This is a genomic window from Streptomyces sp. 2-1 (assembly GCF_048564895.1).
Taxonomy (GTDB): Bacteria; Actinomycetota; Actinomycetes; order Streptomycetales; family Streptomycetaceae; genus Streptomyces; species Streptomyces phaeochromogenes.
Genome location: NZ_CP183383.1, coordinates 4,041,841 through 4,061,804 on the forward strand (window position 1 = coordinate 4,041,841; position 19,964 = coordinate 4,061,804).

At 70.6% G+C, this 19,964-nt stretch carries 13 protein-coding genes; 1 reads left to right on the forward strand and 12 read right to left on the reverse strand.

The genetic code is table 11. The features are described from left to right. Window positions 1-157: 157 nt before the first annotated feature. The 6 genes from ACN20J_RS17820 to ACN20J_RS17845 all read right to left on the reverse strand — a co-directional run bounded on the left by ACN20J_RS17820 (window position 158) and on the right by ACN20J_RS17845 (window position 10,158). A complete protein-coding gene (locus tag ACN20J_RS17820) occupies window positions 158-4,279 on the reverse strand; it encodes an Rne/Rng family ribonuclease (RefSeq protein WP_419666284.1) in 4,122 nt (1,373 codons plus the stop codon). Between the two features lie 249 nt (window positions 4,280-4,528). After that, window positions 4,529-5,338 (reverse strand): TIGR03936 family radical SAM-associated protein, encoded by an 810-nt coding sequence (locus ACN20J_RS17825; protein ID WP_419666285.1) that lies wholly within the window; start codon window positions 5,336-5,338, stop codon window positions 4,529-4,531. A 48-nt stretch (window positions 5,339-5,386) separates the two neighbouring features. Beyond that, entirely contained in the window at window positions 5,387-6,820 is a 1,434-nt protein-coding gene (locus tag ACN20J_RS17830) for a hypothetical protein (protein ID WP_419666286.1), read from the reverse strand. Between the two features lie 15 nt (window positions 6,821-6,835). Beyond that, a complete protein-coding gene (locus ACN20J_RS17835; protein WP_364192314.1) occupies window positions 6,836-7,369 on the reverse strand; it encodes a GNAT family N-acetyltransferase in 534 nt (177 codons plus the stop codon). 95 nt (window positions 7,370-7,464) lie between these two features. Then, window positions 7,465-9,594 (reverse strand): restriction endonuclease, encoded by a 2,130-nt coding sequence (locus ACN20J_RS17840; protein WP_419666287.1) that lies wholly within the window; start codon window positions 9,592-9,594, stop codon window positions 7,465-7,467. A 141-nt stretch (window positions 9,595-9,735) separates the two neighbouring features. Continuing rightward, on the reverse strand, window positions 9,736-10,158 hold the full coding sequence (locus tag ACN20J_RS17845) for a hypothetical protein (protein ID WP_190227932.1): 423 nt from the start codon (window positions 10,156-10,158) through the stop codon (window positions 9,736-9,738). Between the two features lie 220 nt (window positions 10,159-10,378). Between ACN20J_RS17845 and ACN20J_RS17850 the strand changes: the two genes are divergently transcribed. Next, window positions 10,379-11,071, forward strand: a complete 693-nt coding sequence (locus ACN20J_RS17850; RefSeq protein ID WP_361995590.1) for a hypothetical protein — start codon at window positions 10,379-10,381, stop codon at window positions 11,069-11,071. A gap of 33 nt (window positions 11,072-11,104) precedes the next feature. On the opposite strand, the gene ACN20J_RS17855 is transcribed toward ACN20J_RS17850, so the two are convergent. The 6 genes from ACN20J_RS17855 to mreD all read right to left on the reverse strand — a co-directional run bounded on the left by ACN20J_RS17855 (window position 11,105) and on the right by mreD (window position 19,947). Beyond that, a complete protein-coding gene (locus ACN20J_RS17855) occupies window positions 11,105-11,542 on the reverse strand; it encodes an NUDIX hydrolase (RefSeq protein ID WP_361995592.1) in 438 nt (145 codons plus the stop codon). Window positions 11,543-12,076: 534 nt separating this feature from the next. After that, on the reverse strand, window positions 12,077-14,038 hold the full coding sequence (locus ACN20J_RS17860; RefSeq protein WP_419666288.1) for a TIGR03960 family B12-binding radical SAM protein: 1,962 nt from the start codon (window positions 14,036-14,038) through the stop codon (window positions 12,077-12,079). A 129-nt stretch (window positions 14,039-14,167) separates the two neighbouring features. Beyond that, a complete protein-coding gene (locus ACN20J_RS17865; RefSeq protein WP_419666289.1) occupies window positions 14,168-15,682 on the reverse strand; it encodes a CHAD domain-containing protein in 1,515 nt (504 codons plus the stop codon). A 50-nt stretch (window positions 15,683-15,732) separates the two neighbouring features. Further along, window positions 15,733-16,932: a rod shape-determining protein RodA gene (gene rodA / locus ACN20J_RS17870; RefSeq protein WP_189837860.1), complete on the reverse strand. Its 1,200-nt coding sequence runs from the start codon at window positions 16,930-16,932 to the stop codon at window positions 15,733-15,735. Beyond that, window positions 16,929-19,184 carry a penicillin-binding protein 2 gene (gene mrdA / locus ACN20J_RS17875; RefSeq protein WP_190227927.1) on the reverse strand — a complete coding sequence of 752 codons (2,256 nt, stop codon included), beginning with the start codon at window positions 19,182-19,184 and terminating at the stop codon, window positions 16,929-16,931. Before mrdA ends, rodA begins: the two co-directional genes overlap by 4 nt. Before the next feature lie 79 nt (window positions 19,185-19,263). Continuing rightward, window positions 19,264-19,947, reverse strand: a complete 684-nt coding sequence (mreD, locus tag ACN20J_RS17880) for a rod shape-determining protein MreD (protein ID WP_189837858.1) — start codon at window positions 19,945-19,947, stop codon at window positions 19,264-19,266. Window positions 19,948-19,964 lie beyond the last annotated feature (17 nt).

The following is a 19,964-nucleotide window of genomic DNA, read 5'->3' on the forward strand; positions in this document are numbered from 1 at the left end:
ATGACCGTGATACTCCTGAAAACATGTCAGGAGCCACCAAATCGGGTGGAAATCATGGCAGTTCAGTTCCCCTGACGGACCGTCGTCCGAGCAGCCGAACGCCCCCTGGCCTGCGGTCGGACCGCGGGCCAGGGGGCGTCTTCGGTTATGCGGGTGCTCAGCCCTCGTCGGTGGAGGCCGTGACGGTGGACGGAGTCTGCTGCTCCGCCGCCGCGGTCTTCTTCGACGTCGACTTCGTGGCCGTCTTGGCGGTCTTCGCCGTCTTCTTGGCCACGGTCTTCTTCGCGGCCGTCTTCTTGGCCGTCGTCGTCTTCTTCGCGGCGGCCTTCTTCGCGGGCGCCTTCTTGGCCGCCTTACGGGCCGTCTTCTTGGCCGGGGCCTCTCCGTCGCCGGACGCCTCCGCGGGGGCCTCGGCAGGCGCCTCGGCGGCCTCCGTCCGGGCTTCCGCGGGAGCCTCCGCCGAGGCCGAGGGGACGACCATGACGGCCGTCTCCGCGGACGCGGTGGGAGCGGTGGCCTTACGGACCGCACGGCGGCGCGCCCGCGGCGGGGCGGCGCTGTCCGTGGCGGGCTCCGGCTGCGACTCGGCGACCGGCTCCGCCTTGGGCTCGACGGGTGCGGCGACCGGCTCGGTGACGGTCACCACGGCCTCCTCCGCGGCCTTGGGCGAACCGGCGGGCGCGGTGGCCTTGCGAGTCGCCCGACGGCGCGTACGCCCCTTGGGCGCGGCGTCCTCGGCGGCGGGGGCCGCGGCCGCGGGGGCCTCGACCACCGGGTCCTCGGCGGCGACGGGCTCGGCCTGCGCGGTGGCGGCCGGCTCGGGCTGCACGGGACGCTCGGTCTCGTCCTCCGACGTCACGGACTGGGCCGTCGGAGCCTCCGAGCGACGCTCGGACCGGCGGCTCTCGGACCTCGGCGCGCCCGCCGGGGCCGACGCGCGCCTGCCGGCACGACGCCGCGAACGGCCCCGCGTGGCCGCGGCCTCCGCCTCGGCGGCACTGCTGTAGAGATCCTCGTCCGGTACGAACTCGGGCTCGGGAAGCGCGACCGGCTCGGCGGCCTCCGCGGCGACCTCGGCTTCCGTCTCGTCGGGCTCGGCCGTCTCCGCGTCGTGCGTGTGCTCGTGATCGTGGGTCTGGTCGGCGCCGCCACGGCCGCGCTTCTTGCGCTTGCCGCCGCCTCCGGCGGAGGTCGGCTGCTCCATGTGCACGATCACGCCACGGCCGTTGCAGTGGACGCAGGTCTCGGAGAACGACTCCAACAGGCCCTGGCCGACCCGCTTACGGGTCATCTGGACGAGGCCCAGCGAGGTGACCTCGGCGACCTGGTGCTTCGTACGGTCGCGTCCCAGGCACTCCAGGAGGCGGCGCAGCACCAGGTCCCGGTTGGACTCCAGGACCATGTCGATGAAGTCGATGACGACGATGCCGCCGAGGTCGCGCAGCCGCAGCTGGCGCACGATCTCCTCGGCCGCCTCCAGGTTGTTCCTGGTGACCGTCTCTTCGAGGTTGCCGCCCTGACCGGTGAACTTGCCGGTGTTGACGTCGATGACGATCATCGCTTCGGTCTTGTCGATGACCAGCGAACCACCGCTCGGCAGCCAGACCTTGCGGTCCAGCGCCTTGGCGAGCTGCTCGTCGATCCGGTACGTCGCGAAGACGTCGACCTCGGAGGTCCACCTCGACAGGCGGTCGGCCAGGTCGGGGGCGACATGGGCGACGTAACCGTGGATGGTCTCCCAGGCCTCGTCGCCGCTCACGATGACCTTGGTGAAGTCCTCGTTGAAGATGTCGCGGACGACGCGGACGGTCATGTCCGGCTCGCCGTAGAGCAGCGTCGGCGCGTTGCCGCCCTTCGCCTTCTTCTGGATGTCCTCCCACTGCGCCTGGAGCCGCTCGACGTCACGGCGCAGCTCGTCCTCGCTCGCGCCCTCGGCGGCGGTGCGCACGATGACGCCCGCGTCCTCGGGGACGATCTTCTTGAGGATGGTCTTCAGGCGCGCGCGCTCGGTGTCGGGCAGCTTGCGGCTGATGCCGGTCATCGAGCCCTCGGGCACGTAGACCAGGTAGCGGCCGGGGAGGGAAACCTGACTGGTGAGGCGGGCGCCCTTGTGGCCGATCGGGTCCTTGGTGACCTGCACGAGGACCGACTGGCCGGACTTCAGTGCGCTCTCGATGCGGCGGGGGCCGTTGGCCATGCCCAGCGCCTCGAAGTTGACCTCACCGGCGTACAGCACGGCGTTGCGGCCCTTGCCGATGTCGATGAAGGCGGCCTCCATCGACGGCAGCACGTTCTGGACCTTGCCCAGGTAGACGTTGCCGACGTACGAGGTGGCCTGCTCCTTGTTGACGTAGTGCTCGACGAGCACGCCGTCCTCCAGGACGCCGATCTGGGTGCGCTCGCCGCTCTGGCGGACGACCATCACGCGCTCGACGGCCTCACGGCGGGCCAGGAACTCGGCCTCGGTGATGATCGGAACGCGGCGGCGGCCCTGCTCGCGCCCCTCGCGGCGGCGCTGCTTCTTGGCCTCCAGACGGGTCGAGCCCTTGATGGACTGCACCTCGTCCGAGGCGTCGGCCCGCTCTTGACTCTTGCTGCGCGGCTCACGGACCTTGACGACCGTGCGCTCGGGGTCGTTGTCGCCCGACTCGGCCTCGCCGGAGGAGTCACCGGCGCGACGACGACGGCGCCGACGGCGCCGGCTGCTACTGGAGCCGCCCGCGTCCTCGCGCTCGTCCTCGGCGTCCTCTTCGGTCTGCTCGGCGGTGTCCTCGGCGTCCTGGGACGCCTGCTCGGAGCGCTCGGACCGGTCGGACTGCTCGGTGGCGTAGTCGTCTCCGTCACCCGAGTCGCCGTCCGCCTCGGCGGACTCGCCCCGGCGGCGGCGACGGCCGCCACGGCGGCGCCGACGGCGCGAACCGGTCTCCTCGCCGTCGTCACCCTCGGCGGAGTCGTCGGCGGTGTCCTCCGCGGACTCCTCGTCGACGGGCTCCTCCTCGGGCTCGGGGGCCTCCGCCACGGGGGCGGCGGGCTCCTCGGCCTTCCTGCGGCGGCGCCTGCGCGGTCCGCCGGTCTCATCCTCGGCGACGGGGGCCGGGGCCTCCTGGACCGGCTCCACGACCTCCTCGGGCTCCTCGGCGGCCTCGGCAGCGGCGGCGGCCGCGGCGCGCTCCGGCGTCTGGAACATCGGCTCGGTGAAGACGGGCGCCTGGAACACGGCGACCGCGGGACGCGCGGGGCGCCGCGAGGAGTCCTTCTCGGTCTCCGCGCTCTTGTCCGGCGGGGGCGCCGCGAAGCCTCCGGCGGCCTTGCGCGTGGCACGGCGGCGGGCGCGGCGCGGGGCGCCGTCCTCGGCGTCGGTGGTGGTGTCGGCCTCGGGGGCCCGGTCGTTCTTGGCAGCGGCCACGGGGGCCTCCCTGCGCTCGTCGCGGACATCGGCCTCGACGGGCTCGGTCGCGGTGGGGGTCTCGGCGGCGGCCTCGGCGGGCGCCGTCGCGGGTACCTCGGCCTCGGCCTGCGGCGCACCGGTGGGCGCGGTGGCCCGACGGGTGGCCCGGCGGCGGGTACGGCCCTTGGGGGCGGCGTCCTCGGCCTCGACGGCCGGCGCCTCTTCGGCTTCGGCGGCGGCCGGGGCGGTGGTCGTGGTCACGACAGCCTCGGCGGCCTCGGTGCTGTTCTCCGTGGGCGCACCGGCGGGTGCGGTGGCGCGGCGCGTGGCGCGACGGCGCGTACGCGGCGCCGGAGCGGCCTCCTCGGCCACGGGCTCGGCGGCGGGCGCCTCGGGCTCCGCCTGTACGGCAGGAGCGGCGACGACCTCTTCGGTCACGGCGGGCGCGTCGGGCCCGGCGCTCTCAGCCGCCTCGGCGGCCTGCGGCGCACCGGCGGGAGCGGACGCACGACGGGTGGCGCGACGGCGCGTACGCGGTGCCGGGGCAGCCTCGTCGGCCGCGGGCTCCGCCTGTACGGCAGGTGCGGCGGCCTCAGCCGCGGGCGCGTCGGTGACAGACGTCTCAGTGACCGCCTTCTCGGGGGCCACCGCTTCAGCGGCCACAGCCGCCTCTTCGGTCTCCTCCGGCTCCTCCGTCGCGAGATCGGTGGAGCTCACGGCCGGTATGGCCGGCGCGGTGGTCTCGGCCACGCTCTCGCCCTCGGTGTTCCCGGCGGGCGGTCCCGCGGGGCGGGACGCGGCGCGACGACGCCTGCGCGGCGGCAGGGTGTCGCTGGGGGTGCTGTTCTCGGAGCCCTTGGAGGGCTCAGCGGGTTCGGTCGGTTCGAGCATGCGGGTGGATCTCCCGTCAGGCTCCCGGGCGCCGCGGATCCGGTGACGTCCGCGGCTCGCGCGATGCGCGGTGCCGCCGTCCGGGGCGCGGGCGCCGCACGGGAGCTCTCTGTGTCCTGTCTCGCCGGTTCCGTACGCCATGTGTGCGTACGGCCTGGCGAAAGTCTTCTGGTCGGTGCGCTGCCCGAACCAGGTGGCTCCCGGATACGAGGGCGGCGCTTCGACGTACGTCCTTACGCGGGACCTTCCTTACGCCGGCGCCTTCGCGGCGGCAGCGGTCGCGGCCGTGGGTGAGGCGGCAGCCACTGCCTCGCGGTCGGGCGCGAGCGGGTCGGTCACCGTGCCGGTCTCTTCATCGAAAAGCCCCTGCGCCAGCCTGATCACCCCTGCGGGGACCGGCGGCGCCAGGTCGGCCACAGCTCGGAGACCGGACAGGACGTCGTCAGGTCGAACGGCAGGCGTCACGTGCCGAACAACCAGCCGCAGTATCGCACAGGCCTGGTCGGTCGGCCTATCAGGCTGTGGACTGTGCGTCTCAGGCTGTGACTTCTGTGCCTCGGGTTGTGCTGTGTGCGCCTCCAGGCTCACGACCGCGCCGCGGGCGTCGAAGGTGCGCATGCCGTTCTTCATCTTTCGCTGGACCTCGACGGTCTCGGCCGACGTGAAGGCGTCGACCGCGCGCTCCGCGTCCTCGGGGGTCACGCCGTCGAGGCGCAGCTCCCATACGGACGCGGTGAGCCGGTCGGCGAGACCCGACGTACGGGCCTCCACGGCGTCGATGATGTCGAGCCCGACAGGCATCGACTCGTCGAGGAGCAGTCGCAGCTTCTCGGGGTCGCGCGCGTCGGTGAGCGCGATCTCCAGGTACTCGGCCTCACTGCCCGTGCCGGTGGGTGCGGCATTGGCGTACGACACCTTCGGGTGTGGGGTGAACCCCGCCGAGTACGCCATGGGCACCTCGGCGCGGCGCAGCGCACGCTCGAAGGCACGCTGGAAGTCGCGGTGGCTGGTGAACCGGAGGCGGCCGCGCTTGGTGTAGCGCAGACGAATGCGCTGCACCGCGGGTGCGGGCGGCGGGCCTTCGGGCTGTCGCTTGCCCAGTGTCGTTCAGTCCTTCGTGAGAGCGGTCGTACTGCTACCTAGAGTACGTGCCTCGGCGCCCACAGGTTCCCCTCGGGAGCGGTCCGGCCCGGACCGCGGGCCGCCGCCGGGCTTGGCCAGTAGCACCGGCTCGGGCTCGCTCCGGGGCTTGGACAGGGCGACCGGCTCGGGTTCGCGCGGCGCTCCGAACAGCATGCGCCGGATGTCGGCCCGGGTCTGCCGCGCCGTCTCACGGGCGCTCGCGAGGGCCTGCCGGGTGGTACGGCCCACGCTCCGGGCGGCCTCCGCGGCGGGCCGCCAGACGGCGTCCCGTACGAGGTGTCCGACGGGGGTGAGCACGCACTTGTACGCCCATCGCACCGGCTCCACGAAGATCCACCGGAAGAGTCGCCCGAGGAAGCGTCCGACGGCGAGGGAGATGTACCCGGCGACGCGCCACGCGTGCCCCAGGGCCTCGCCGATCTCCCGGGCGACGACGGCGATGCCCCGCCCGATGGGGGCAAGCACCCAGCGCCACAGCGCGACCGCGGGCACGACGAAGATCCACCGCAGGAGCGTCCCGACGACCATGGCGGTCCAGGTCACCCCCGCCCAGATCCCACGCCCGATCCATGTCATGGCGGCCCACAGCCCCGCGCCGATCCATGTGATGCCGGCCCACAGACCACTCGCGACCCATACGACGCCGACCCAGAGGCCCCGGGAAGCCCATGTCACGCCCGCCCACACACCGCGGCCGGCCCATGTGATGGCGCCCCACAACCCCAGCGCGGCCCAGGCGAACCCCCGCCCGGTCGGCGCGAGCAGCGCCCGGTAGATCCACCCGGCGGGAGCGACGACCGACACCCGCCACAGCCAGGCGCACCCGGCCCCGATCCCCCGCAGTGCCCACACCACTCCGTGTCCGACGGGCGTCAGCACGCGCTGGTACAGCCAGACGGCGGGGACGACGAGCAGCACGTTCCCGAGCCAGGCGAGGGCACGGCCCAGCGGCAGGGCCACGTACCGCCAGAGCCCCACCCACGGCCAGACGAACACCAGCTTGCCCAGCCACGCCAGGGCGTACCCGAAGCCGGTCAGCACCCACGCGACGACGGTCGCGATCCCCTCGACCAGCCACACGAACGCCCGCCCCACAGGCGCGAACACCCACATGAACGCCCGCCCCAGCGGCCGGAACAGCGCGTCCCTGAGGAAACGCCCACCGACGACCAACGCGTCCCACACCATCCGTACCGGCACGACCAGCACCAGCACCACGATCCGCACCGGAATACGGATGGCGACGGCGAGGCAGCCTTCGGGAGCGGCGTCCTGCCGCGCGGGCACACCGTGCGCACCATGTGCACCGGACGCCACGGGCGACTCGGGCTGCGCGGGAATCCCACGCAGCCCGGGCGACTCACGCGGCGCGGGCTGCGACGACTTCTCCAGGTCCATATCAACGAGGACGCATCAAGGGCCCGTATGGATCCAGAACCGCAGCATTCCGCCGCGTTCGTCCTCGAACTCTCCACCATTGGCCTCGATCACCTTGCGGGAGCCGACGTTGGTGGTGTCACAGGTGACGAGGACCCGGTCGAGCCCGAGGTCACGCGCGTGCGGCAGGACGTCCCGGAGCATGGCCGTGGCGTACCCCCTTCTGCGCGCCGTCGGCCGTACGCCGTAGCCGATGTGGCCGCCGAAGTCGCGCAGATGAGGGGTGAACCGGTGCCGTATCTGGATCCGGCCCAGATAGTCGTCCCCGTCCACGTACCAGAACCAGCTGCTCGGTACGAAGCCCTCGGGCCGCCGCCCCTCCTCCAACTCCTCCTCACGGATCGCCGCGACATAGCGCGCGAAGCCGTCCGGCTGCTGCCAGTTGTCGCCGTACACGGCGAGCTCCCGCTTGAGGGTGTCGCCGAAGTACTCCCCCTCGGCCACGTTTTCGCGCACGGCATCGAGGAAGGCGGTCCGGAACCGGGGGTCGGGGCTGATGAGCTGCGGCATCGCCTCATTGTGGCGGGCCCGGGCGAGGTCCGGCCACGGCTTTTCCACCATGGACCGGCCATGGACCGGAGCCTTCGCCCGGCGCGGCGAGGACGCTAGTCCACGTCGATCCCGTACTCCCGGATCAGTTCCTCCAAGCCGCCCCGGTACCCCTTGCCGCCGAGTACGAAGTCCCAGTCGCCGCCCGCTCGGCGGCGGAAGGAGCCCAGGACCAGCGCGGTCTCGTCGGCGCGGCCGTCGGAGACGTCGAGGCGGCCCAGCTCGGTTCCCGAGGCGTCCGACAGGCGGATGCCCGCCTCGGTGAAGCCGGAGAGGTCCGCTTCGGGGTTGATCTCGGGGTCGACGGCGGCGACGAGGACGAGCCGGTCGGCGCCCTCGGGCAACGCGTCGAAGGACACGCCGATCGCCGCCTTGTCCGGTGCGGCGGCGGCGAGCGCGCGGACCGTACCGTCCGGTGTCCGCGGGTTGTTGAAGAAGACGAAGTGCTCGTCGCTCAGCACCCGGTTGCCGTGGCAGACGAGCGCGCAGACGTCCAGGGCGACCTGGCCGGTCCAGAACATGCCCAGCCTGTTGTGGTCGCCCGCCCCGTCCTCGTCGGCGCCCGGTGTGCGTCCCTCCGATGTACGTCCTGCCGGTGTCCGTCCATCCGGTGTGCGCTGGGCGGGAATCGGGCTGCCCGAGCCCCCGAGCCGGCCGCGCAGCCCGTGCCGGTGCAGGAGGTCGACGAGTTCGTTGCCCGCGACGAGTTCCAGGGGCTTGCCGTTGGCGAAGGTGTGCGAACCGGGGCCGAAGCCGGAGGTGGTGACGAGGACGCCCTTGTTGGCGCCCGCGTCCTGGACCGTGCCGAACAGGTCGCGGACGGCGGTCGGCGGCACGGTGTTGCGGTAGCGCTTCACCTGCACGACGATCTTGCCGCCCCGGATCGGCGTCGGGTCCAGCGCGTCGACGTCCACACCGCCGTCGTTCGACCGCTGCGTCGTCACGGCCTGCATGCCCATGGCCCGGAACAGCTCCGCGACCAGCGACTCGAAGGCGACCGGGTCCATCTCGTACAGATCCGGCTCCTCGTCGCCCCCGTGGGTGACGACGCCGTTGCCGACGTCCTCGGGCCGCCGGCCGGGCCGTACGACCGCACGCTGGTCGGGCCGTGCCGACAGCTGCCCCCGTAACCCGTCCACCAGGCAGTCGACGGCGCTGACCTGCTCCAGACGGAGCCCCGTGAAGACGGAGCGGGACGCCATGACCGTGGCCAGGAAGATCCGTGCCTGCCTGCCCGTCGCCGGGTCGTGGTCGTCGACGAACCCGTTGAGCGCCACCGACTCCAGCGCCCCGAACTCGTCCGCCGCGAAGAGATCGTGCAGGACGAGGAGCACGCACTGCGCGAGCACGTCCCGGTACAGCCCGCGGCGCTGGGAAGCCGGCCGGGGTGCCTCTTTGTCCTGATCGGCGCCGGGCATGTACCGCACGAGCTTCACCTCGGGGACGACGCCGTACCCGGGCAGCTCCCAGTTGAGCACCAGCTGCCGCGCGGACGAGTCGTACGCGGCCGTCACCTGGCGCGGCAGGTCCTCGGGCCACGCGGAGGAGGCGTAGAGGGCCGCGGAGAAGTACTCCACCACCGCCTCGGGGTCACCGTCGCGGAGCCCGGCGGCCATCTCGGCGACACCGGCGTTGTGTTGACGGATTTCACTCAACCGGGCGCCGGCCCACTGCTCGTACTGCCGCTGGTAGGCGGCCAGTTGCTGCAGCCGCTGCCCCTCCGCGGCCTGCGCGGCCTGCCAGTCGCGCTCGAACCGGGCGCGCGCCTCGGCCTGCGCCTGGGCCCGCCGCCCGGCACCGAGCCCCCAACCACCCTGCGCCTGATACTGATTCGGATCAGGCATCGGCCTCGGGTACGCCAACGGCCCGGGCGTGAAGGGCTCCACCTGCTCTGCGCGGGCGAGCTGCGCGGTCCCGAAGGCCGGCGCCCGGCACCCGGCGGCCAGCAACCCCCGCAAGACCTCGACCCGCGCGTCCAACTCCTCGGTACGCCGCCTCGCGTCGGCCTCCCGCTGCTGCCGGTACGCGGCCTGATGCTCACGCCGACTGCGCGCCAACTCCCGCTGCTGGAACCGCTGCTGCCGCTCGAACTCCCTCTCCTGCCGCGCCCGCTCCTCCACCTGACGCTGCTGCTGCCGCTGCACCTCGGCCCAGATCCCGACCAACCCATTGGAGCGACGACTCATGCCCTACAGGCCCTCCCCCACAACTCCGAGGCCCTGCCCCCGAACCCCGACCCACAACCGACCGTAACCAGACGACTCTAGTGCGCGATCACCCGCCCCTCCTCCACTTCACGGAGGCGCACGAGGCACATGCGGGGCGGCTCAGCCCGCGATCCGGTTCACCTTCGTCACCTTGCACGTCACTTTCTGAGTGACCTGGTCCTTACCGGCAGCCGTGGTCGTCACCTTCTGACCGGGCGCGACGGTCAGGGACAGGGCAGCCCCCTCGGACAGACGCGTTCCGTTCGGGGCCCTGAACTCGACCGTGACGCCGTACGTCGAGGTCTTGGAGCTGTGGTTGTGGATCTCAAGTCCGGCCGACGGCAGCCGCGTTGCCGCATCGACGCCGCAGGACGTGACCCTCACATCGGCCGACGGCGGATTCTCGGGGCTCCCGTCCGAACCTGCCAGCGCGACAACCAGTACGACCACGACAACGACGATGACGACCACCGCGGCCAGAGCCCCGACGCAACCCCACAGACACGCACGGCTCCGCCGCGGCTTCTGCGGAACCCCGGCCATGGCTGCCTCCTCCGTAGCGGACAACGCCACGCTAGGAAGCCACAAGGCACCGCGCGAACCGAGAGCGGCCAGTCAGGGGACGGCCGGGGCCGATCTGGATCGAGGTGTCCATCCGAGGGCAGGCCACCTCACGAAAAGCGGAACTCCGGCGCTCCGGAACATGGCCATCCGCCTACCCGCGGCCGGGGACCTGTCGGTGGCGTCCGCTTGGATGTGCCGCATGACTGTTCACGATGTCGCCCGGGTACTGCCAGATGTCCCTGCCCTACGAAATCTCTGCCGCTCCATGGCAATGGTGGAGGCCGTCCTGAACCCCGCTGGCGAGCGGTTCTACTCGTTCAACTCGACGTGGTCACAGACCGAAGAGCTCGCTTCGATGAGGAACGGGTCAGGGGACGAGTTCGACATCGTCTTCTCGCCCGTCGGCGCATACGTACGGGGCTTCGATCACGAGTCCCCGCTCAGTCCGTACCATCACGACGACGTCCCCCGGACATGGCCCGGAGTGGTGGACTCCGTCCCGTCGATCTTCCAGCGCTACGTCCACGAACCTGCCTTCACGGACGAGAACGGCACCCCTGTAGTGACGGCATGCCTGTGGCGCGAGGCCGAGGCCGACCACTGGCAGGCCGGACAGGTCGACTTCCCCGACGGACATCCCGACCCCGACGGCTCCACATGGCTGTTCGAGCTACTCGTCGACCCAACGCCAGAAGCCTTTCAGGCATTCGGCGAGGACTACTACGAGACCACCATCTCCATCGACGCCATACGCCACGTCTACGACCTGCGTCCCCTCGACCGGGCCCTGATCGCCGGTCTCAACCCCACGGCATCCGTCGAGGATGTCGCGCGGGAGGCGGCAACGATCGGATACCCGCTCGTGCGAGAGCCCTCGCTCACGACCGACTGATCCTCCGCGACGGAATTCGTCGAGTGGCGCCGGCTATCGGACTCTCCATGCCTTGACGTGCTCAAGGACGTACTCGGCGAGCTCGGTCGGCTGGAGATCGAGTGCAGTCACGGCCGGCACTCGCAGCGCGACGCGAACCGGCTCGAAGTCGCCCGTGTCGGGTGAATCGAGTTCGGGACCGTGGCGGCGGTCCAGCCGCATGTCCAGCAAGTCGGCGAGAAAGTAGTGCTCTACGACAGTGGTCGTCCCGCCCGGTTCGGTCAGCGTCAGGAACTCGGTGGCAGGACCGATCCGGGCGCCGATCTCCTCCATGACTTCACGACGCAGCGCCGCCTCAAAGTCCGCATCGTGGGGCTCGACGCTCCCGCCGACGGTCGTCCAGAACGGGACGCCACCCGGCCATCCTCGGCGCAAGAACACCAGATGATCACCATCGAGCAGAACCACGCGGACCTTGTGACGGACCTTCATGTTCGCGACGATAGTGCGCCCGCCCCTGGCAAGGAGCTTGAACCGACGACTGGACAAGCCCCGGTAGCGGGAAGAAGGGGAGCACCAGGCCAAGCGATCGCGCGAGATGGCAGGGCACGCAACGCGCGAGACGGAACGGCGATCAGAGTTGGATCGCTCGTCTCCCTAGCCTGCTTCTCGGACAACTCCCGAGGTGGGGACAAGTCCCATATGAACGAGGAACTGACGCTCTCCGCAGCGGATATCGCCACGCTAGGAAGCAAGGGCGCGCCTCGCGATCTGAAAGCAGCCACTCAGATGACACAGGCGCCGAGTACGACGCTCCCAGGCCGTCAGCCCCTCAAGACCCACTCCACCTCGGACTGGACAGCCGTCGAGCCCCCAGGAGGCTGCAGAGACGTTCTCGGCGCCTCCCGCACGATCTCCTGCCGCCTACTCTGAGCGCCGAGCGCCCTCAGGACGGCAGCCGCCCCTTCCTCGCTGCCGCCGCCGTCCCCCAGCACCTCCACGATGCGCCCCGACGCCTCACTCACATCAGTGAACGTGCCCGCTCGTCGCAGGATCCTTCTTGACCGTCAGTGGGAGCAGCTTCTTGCCCGTGGGGCCGATCTGGATGGAGGTGTCCATCTGTGGGCACACCCCGCAGTCGAAGCAAGGCGTCCAGCGGCAGTCCTCGACCTCTGTCTCGTCGAGGGAGTCCTGCCAGTCCTCCCAGAGCCAGTCCTTGTCGAGGCCGGAGTCCAGGTGGTCCCAGGGGAGGACCTCTTCGTAGGTGCGCTCGCGCGTCGTGTACCAGTCGACGTCGACGCCGAAGGCGGGGAGCGTCTTCTCGGCGCACTGCATCCAGCGGTCGTACGAGAAGTGCTCGCGCCAGCCGTCGAAGCGGCCTCCGTCCTCGTAGACCGCGCGGATGACCGCACCGATCCGACGGTCGCCGCGCGACAGCAGGCCCTCGACGATGCCCGGCTTGCCGTCGTGGTAGCGGAAGCCGATCGAGCGGCCGTACTTCTTGTCGCCGCGGATCTTGTCGCGGAGCTTTCCGAGACGTACGTCCGTCTCCTCCGCCGACAGCTGCGGGGCCCACTGGAAGGGGGTGTGGGGCTTGGGGACGAAGCCGCCGATCGACACCGTGCAGCGGATGTCGTTCTGGCCGGAGACCTTGCGGCCCTCGGCGATCACGTTCATCGCCATGTCCGCGATCTGGAGGACGTCCTCGTCCGTCTCCGTCGGCAGGCCGCACATGAAGTACAGCTTCACCTGGCGCCAGCCGTTGCCGTACGCCGTGGAGACCGTCCTGATCAGGTCCTCTTCCGAGACCATCTTGTTGATGACCTTGCGCATGCGCTCCGAGCCGCCCTCGGGCGCGAAGGTGAGACCGGACCTGCGCCCGTTGCGCGTCAGCTCGTTCGCCAGGTCCACGTTGAAGGCGTCCACGCGGGTCGACGGGAGGGACAGGCCGATCTTGTCCTCCTCGTACCGGTCCGCCAGGCCCTTCGCGATGTCGCCGATCTCCGAGTGGTCCGCCGAGGACAGGGACAGCAGGCCGACCTCCTCGAAGCCCGTCGCCTTCAGGCCCTTCTCCACCATGTCGCCGATGCCCGTGATGGAGCGCTCGCGCACCGGGCGGGTGATCATGCCCGCCTGGCAGAAGCGGCAGCCGCGCGTGCAGCCGCGGAAGATCTCCACCGACATGCGCTCGTGGACCGTCTCGGCCAGCGGCACGAGGGGCTGCTTCGGGTACGGCCACTCGTCCAGGTCCATGACCGTGTGCTTCGACACCCGCCACGGGACGCCCGACTTGTTCGGGACCACACGGGCGATCCGGCCGTCGGCGAGGTACTCGACGTCGTAGAACGCCGGGATGTACACCGAGCCCGTCTTGGCGAGGCGGAACAGGACCTCCTCGCGGCCTCCCGGCTGTCCCTCCGCCTTCCAGGCGCGGATGATGTCGGTCATGTCGAGCACGGCCTGCTCGCCGTCACCGATGATCACCGCGTCGACGAAGTCGGCGATCGGCTCGGGGTTGAAGGCAGCGTGGCCGCCGGCCAGCACGATCGGGTCGTCCAACCCCCGATCCTTCGATTCCAGCGGAATCCCCGCCAGGTCCAGCGCCGTGAGCATGTTCGTGTAGCCCAGCTCCGTGGAGAAGGACAGGCCGAACACGTCGAAGGCCTTCACCGGGCGGTGGCTGTCCACCGTGAACTGCGGGACCCGGTGCTCGCGCATCAGCTCCTCCAGGTCCGGCCACACGCTGTACGTGCGCTCGGCGAGGACGCCCTCACGCTCGTTCAGGACCTCGTAAAGGATCATGACACCCTGGTTGGGAAGTCCGACCTCGTACGCGTCCGGGTACATGAGTGCCCAGCGGACGTCAGTGGTCTCCCAGGGCTTGACCGTGGAGTTGAGCTCTCCGCCGACGTACTGGATCGGCTTCTGCACATGCGGGAGCAGAGCTTCGAGCTGCGGGAACACCGATGCAGCGACTTCGGCAGACATCTCGCAAACCTTTGGTGGGGTGAGATCCGACAGGGGTGACCATCCAGCGTAACGTGCGCGGAGCCACCCCTCGTCCGCCCCGACGATCTCGTCCGAGTCCGGGTCAGTCGCCAGGACCGGCCGGCCGGGTCAGCGGAGCACCCCGCTCCGGATCGCCTCCCACGCCCCCGGCAGGTCCGCCTCGACGCCGTCGGCGGACCGCTCCTCGCGCCCGTACAGCACCCCGTACGTGAAGGCGTTCTCCCCCGCCGCGTGCGCCTGCGTGGCGACGTCACGCAGGGCCTCACGGGCCATGACGCTGTCCTGGTGCTCGCCGAGCAGGCTCTGGAGGGACTTCATGGCGCTCGACAGGCTCTTCGCGGGCTTGCCGAGGGCCGGGGTGGCCGTCTCCGCCGAGTACCGGGTGCGCTTGGCCTTCTTGCGGGCCTCGTGGATCGCGAGGTCGCGGTCGGGCCCGGGCGGCAGCTCGATGGCCTCCGAGACGAGGCCGGACAGCTTGTCGAAGTCCTTGCGTACGGCCTTGGAGATCACCCTCTCCGGTTCGCCCGAGGCGGCCTTGAGCAGCGGCGGGGTGGCGAGGAGCGTGTCGAGGGTGATGAGCAGGTCCAGATACCGCCTGCCGTCGAGGACCGCGATCAGCCTGCGCCGGGAGCCGGAGCGGCGGGCGTGCGACCAGGTGCGGATCCGGGTGCGGACGGGCCCGATGAGCTGGGCGCGCGGGAGTGCGTCGAGGGCTGCCGTGAGCCGGTCGGTCAGGACCTCCTGGTCGCGGTCGACGCCCAGCTCACCGGCCAGCCACTTCAGCTCGTCGCCGATCGGATCGGTGACGGCCCGGTCCAGGACCTTCCCGTACGAGCGGAAGGCGCTGCGCATGCGGCGGGTGGCGACGCGCATGCTGTGCACGGAGTCGTACAGGTCACGCCGGACGGCGGGGTCGAGCTCGATGATCGCGTCGCGCTGGGCCCGGACGTACGCGAGGGCGTGGTCGCCGGAGGTGACCGGAGCCGCCTCCACGACGGCCTGCTTGCGGGGCGCCTGGCCCGTCTCCCCGAGGGCCCTGGCCAGCTTGGAGGCGGACTTGGAACGGGAGACGCCTGCCTTGCGGAGCTTCTTCTCGACCTTGTCGAGGAAGGCGGGGTCGCCGTCGTCGGCCAGCTCGACCTCGATCTCGGTCCATTCGACGGTGCCGTCGCCGCCGCTGAGCCGCTCGGCGTGTACGCGGTCGACGCTGACCTCGGCGAGGAGGCCCCCGGATTCGTCGACGAGGTGGCGGATGTCGCGGGCCGACTGCAGCCGGACGACGGGGACCAGTTCGGCGTCGCGCACCCGGGAGCGGACGAGTCCGCTGAGCGCCCGGGGCACGGTGTCGGAGAGCGGGGCGTGGATCTCGTCCCGTACGCCCTCGGAGACCGGCAGCTTCAGGTGCCAGCCCGCGTCGTCGCCCCCGGTGCGGCGGCGCAGGGTGAGGGATGCGGCGGCGAGCCGTTGATCGGGCGTGTCGTAATAGGTCGCGTCGAGTTCGGCGACGCCCTTGTCGATGACGGCCGAGACGCCGGAGACCCGTGTCAGGTCCGGCAGATCCGACAGTCCGGCGCTCTCATCGGCTTCGTATTTACGCTCGATCTCCCGCTTCGTGTCCGCCATGAACCGAATCTAGTCGCGAATCCGGTTCATGGGCAGACCCCGAAAGTCCGCTAGGCCGACATCGGCCGTTGGACCCGGATCGATTGCAGAAGCCCCACGGCCACCCAGACGGCGAACATCGACGAGCCTCCGTACGACACGAAAGGCAGTGGTAGACCGGCCACCGGCATGATGCCGAGGGTCATGCCGACGTTCTCGAAGGACTGGAAGGCGAACCAGGCGATGATCCCGGCGGCGACGATCGTGCCGTACAGCTCGGTCGTCTCGCGGGCGATGCGGCAGGCCCGCCACAGCACGATGCCCAGCAGGACCAGGATCAGTCCGGCGCCGACGAAGCCGAGCTCCTCGCCCGCGACCGTGAAGACGAAGTCCGTCTGCTGCTCGGGCACGAACTGGCCGGTGGTCTGCGAGCCCTTGCCGAGGCCGGTGCCGAAGAGCCCGCCGGAGCCGATCGCGATCCGCGCCTGGTTCGTGTTGTAGCCGACGCCCGCCGGGTCGAGCTCGGGGTTGGCGAAGGCCGCGAAGCGGTTGATCTGGTACTCGTCGAGGATCTTGAGCTGCCAGACCGCGATCGCGCCGAGGGCGCCGGCGCCGAGGAGTCCGAAGACCCAGCGGTTGGAGGCGCCGGAGGCGAGCAGCACGCCGAGCACGACGATCACCATGACCATGACCGAGCCGAGGTCGGGCATGAGCAGCACGATCAGTATCGGTACGGCGGCCAGGCCGAGCGCCTGAAGGACCGTGCGGTGGTCGGGGTAGGGCTTGTCGCCGGCGTCGACCCGGGCCGCCAGCAGCATCGCCATGCCCAGGATGATCGTGATCTTCACGAACTCGGAGGGCTGGAGCGAGAAGCCGCCGCCGATGACGATCCACGCGTGCGCGCCGTTGATGGTCGCGCCGAGCGGGGTCAGCACAAGCAGGATCAGGAAGACGGAGATCCCGTACAGGATCGGTACGGCCGTGCGCAGGGTGCGGTGGCCGAGCCAGACCGTGCCGATCATCAGGGCGAAGCCGATGCCCGTGTTGAGCAGATGCCGGAACAGGAAGTAGTACGGGTCGCCCTGGTTGAGCTCGGTGCGGTTGCGGGTCGCCGAGTAGACGAGGGCCGCGCCGATCAGGGAGAGCGCGATGGCCGAGAACAGTATCGGCCAGTCGAGCCTGCGGGCCAGCGAGTCGCGGGCGAACAGCCGCGACAGGCTGGAGCGTTCGGGCCCGTATCCGGAGACGGAGAACCCGTTCGAGCCGGTCATGTGAGCGTCCTCCGCCTCTTCTTCGGGCGGGCCGAGCGCCTTCGGGTGTCGCGGTTGTTGCCGGTGTTGGGGTCGGGCACGGTGGCGGCCGGGTCGTCACCGTTCACCGGCTGCTGCCCGCCCTCCTCGGAGGCCTGCTCCTTCTTGGCCGGGTACTTCTCGACCTTCGGGGAGTCGATCGAACCGTCCTTCTCGATCTTCGGCAGGCTCTTCTGCGGGTCGTAGAGCAGGGCCTTCTTCTTGTCGATCGCGCCGTCCTCGGAGACTCCGTACAGCGCGTTGTAGATGTTGCGCACGGCGGGGCCCGAGGCGCCGGAACCCGTACCACCCTGGGAGATGGTCATGACGACCGAGTAGTCCTTGGTGTACGTCGTGAACCACGAGGTCGTCTGCTTGCCGTAGACCTCGGCCGTACCCGTCTTGGCGTGCATCGGGATCTTGTCCTGCGGCCAGCCGCCGAACCGCCAGGCGGCCGTACCGCGGGTCGCGACTCCCGCGAGGGCACCGTCTATCTCGTCGCGCGTCTTGCGCGTCATCGGCAGCTTGCCGTGCGACTTGGGCTTGATCTCCTGGACGGTCTTGCCGTCGGGGCTGATGATCGCCTTGCCGACGGTCGGGTCGTAGAGGGTGCCGCCGTTGGAGATCGCCGAGTAGATCGTCGCCATCTGGATCGGGGTGACGAGCGTGTCGCCCTGGCCGATCGAGTAGTTGACGGAGTCACCGGCACGCATCCGGTTGCCTTCGAGGCAGTTCTCGTACGCGATCTGCTGGGCGTACGAGCCGCCCTTCTTGCCGTACTTGCACCAGGCGTCCTTGTTGGCCTTCCAGTAGTCCTGCTTCCACTGGCGGTCGGGGACGCGGCCGGCGACCTCGTTCGGCAGGTCGATGCCGGTCTCCTTGCCGAGGCCGAACTGGTGGGCCGTCTTGTAGAACCAGTCCTTGGCGTTCTTCTTCGGCTTGGTGCCGCCGTCCCGCTTCCACTCCTCGTGGGAGAGCCGGTAGAAGACGGTGTCGCAGGAGACCTCCAGGGCGCGGCCGAGGCTGATCGGGCCGTACCCCTTGGACTCGAAGTTGTTGAAGACCTGGCCGCCGATGGAGTACGAGCTGGAGCACTCGTAGGGGCCGTTGAAGGAGTAGCCCGCGTTGACCGCGGCGGCCGTCGGGATGACCTTGAAGACGGAGCCGGGGGCCGACTGGCCCTGGATCGCGCGGTTCAGGAGCGGGTAGTTGGAGCCCTTGCCGGTGAGCTTGGTGTAGTCCTTGCCGGAGATGCCGCCGACCCAGGCGTTCGGGTCGTACGACGGGTTGGACGCCATCGCGACGACGCGGCCGGTCTTGGCCTCCATGACGACGACCGCGCCGGAGTCGGCCTTGTAGTTCTCGCCGGTGTTGTCGTCGAACACGTCGCGGGCGTCCTTCATCGCCTCGTTCAGCTCGTACTCGGCGACGCGCTGGACGCGGGAGTCGATACTGGTGACGACGTTGGCGCCAGGCTGGGCCTCGTCGCTCTTGGCCTGGCCGATGACGCGGCCGAGGTTGTCGACCTCGTAGCGGGTGACGCCGGCCTTGCCGCGCAGTTCCTTGTCGTACTCGCGCTCCAGGCCCGAGCGGCCGACCTGGTCGGAGCGCAGATACGGCGAGTCGGTGTCCTTGGCCTTGGTGATCTCCTCGTCCGTGACGGGCGAGAGATAGCCGAGGACCTGCGCGGTGTTGGCCTCACCGGGGGCGGCGTAGCGGCGGACGGCCATGGGTTCGGCGGTGATGCCGGGGAAGTCCTCGGCGCGCTCGCGGATCTGCAGGGCCTGCTTGGCCGTGGCCTCGTCGGTGATGGGGATCGGCTGGTAGGGCGAGCCGTTCCAGCACGGCTGCGGCGTCTTCGAGTCGCACAGCCGGACCTTGTCCAGGACGTCCTTGGCCTTCAGGCCGAGAACCCGCGCGAGCTTGGTGAGGACGGCGTCGCCGTCGTCCTTCATCTTCAGCAGGTCGGTGCGGGACGCGGAGACCACGAGCCGGGTCTCGTTGTCGGCGATCGGCACCCCGCGGGCGTCCAGGATCGAGCCGCGCACGGCGGGGCTGACGACCTGCTGGACGTGGTTGCCGGAAGCCTCCTTGGCGTACTCGTCGCCGTTGCGGATCTGGAGGTACCACAGGCGCCCGCCGAGGGTGCCCAGGAGCGAGAGCACGAGGATCTGGATGACGACGAGCCGGATCTGGACCCGTGGGGTCCGGCCGGTCTCCGGGATGTTGGTCACTTCTCCCCCTCCCTCAGCTCATACGGTGTGCCGACCTCGTGAGAGCCCACACGGTGTGCAGTTGTCGTGAGCGCCGCTCTCACAGCCGCTTGACCCCCTTGATGCGTCCCGCACGCGCGACGCGCGCCCTGGCCGCCTTGACTCTCAGGCCGCCGCGCTGGCTGCCGATGCTCAGGCCCGTCCCGGAGGACAGCCAGCCCGCGGTGACGTCGGGCTTCTTGGCGGAACCACCACCGCCTCCGCCTGCCTCCGCCAGCGGGTCGTTCTCTGCGCGCCGGGCCAGGGCCATGATCCCCGGCACGACGAACGGGGCGAGCAGCAGGTCGTACAGGGCGGCGGTGAACAGCAGGCTGCTCAGGCCGACATGGCGGGCCGCGGTGTCTCCGACGAGGGCGCCCACTCCCGCGTACAGGAGGGTGGATCCGACCGCGGCGGCGACGACCACGGCCATCGGGCCGGTCGCGGACTTGAGCTGGCCGTTGTCGGGTTTGGCGAGTCCGGCGAGGTAGCCGATGACGCACAGCACGAGGGCGTAGCGCCCGGCGGCGTGGTCGGCGGGCGGGGCCAGGTCGGCGAGCAGGCCCGCGCCGAAGCCGACGAGGGCGCCGCCGACATGGCCGTAGACCAGGGCGAGGCCGAGGACGGTGAGCAGCAGCAGGTCGGGCACTGCGCCCGGCAGGTGGAGCCGGGCCAGGACGCTCACCTGGATGACCAGGGCGACGACCACGAGGGTGGTGGAGAGCAGCATTCGGTTGAAGCGCATGGGATTCAGCTCCTACT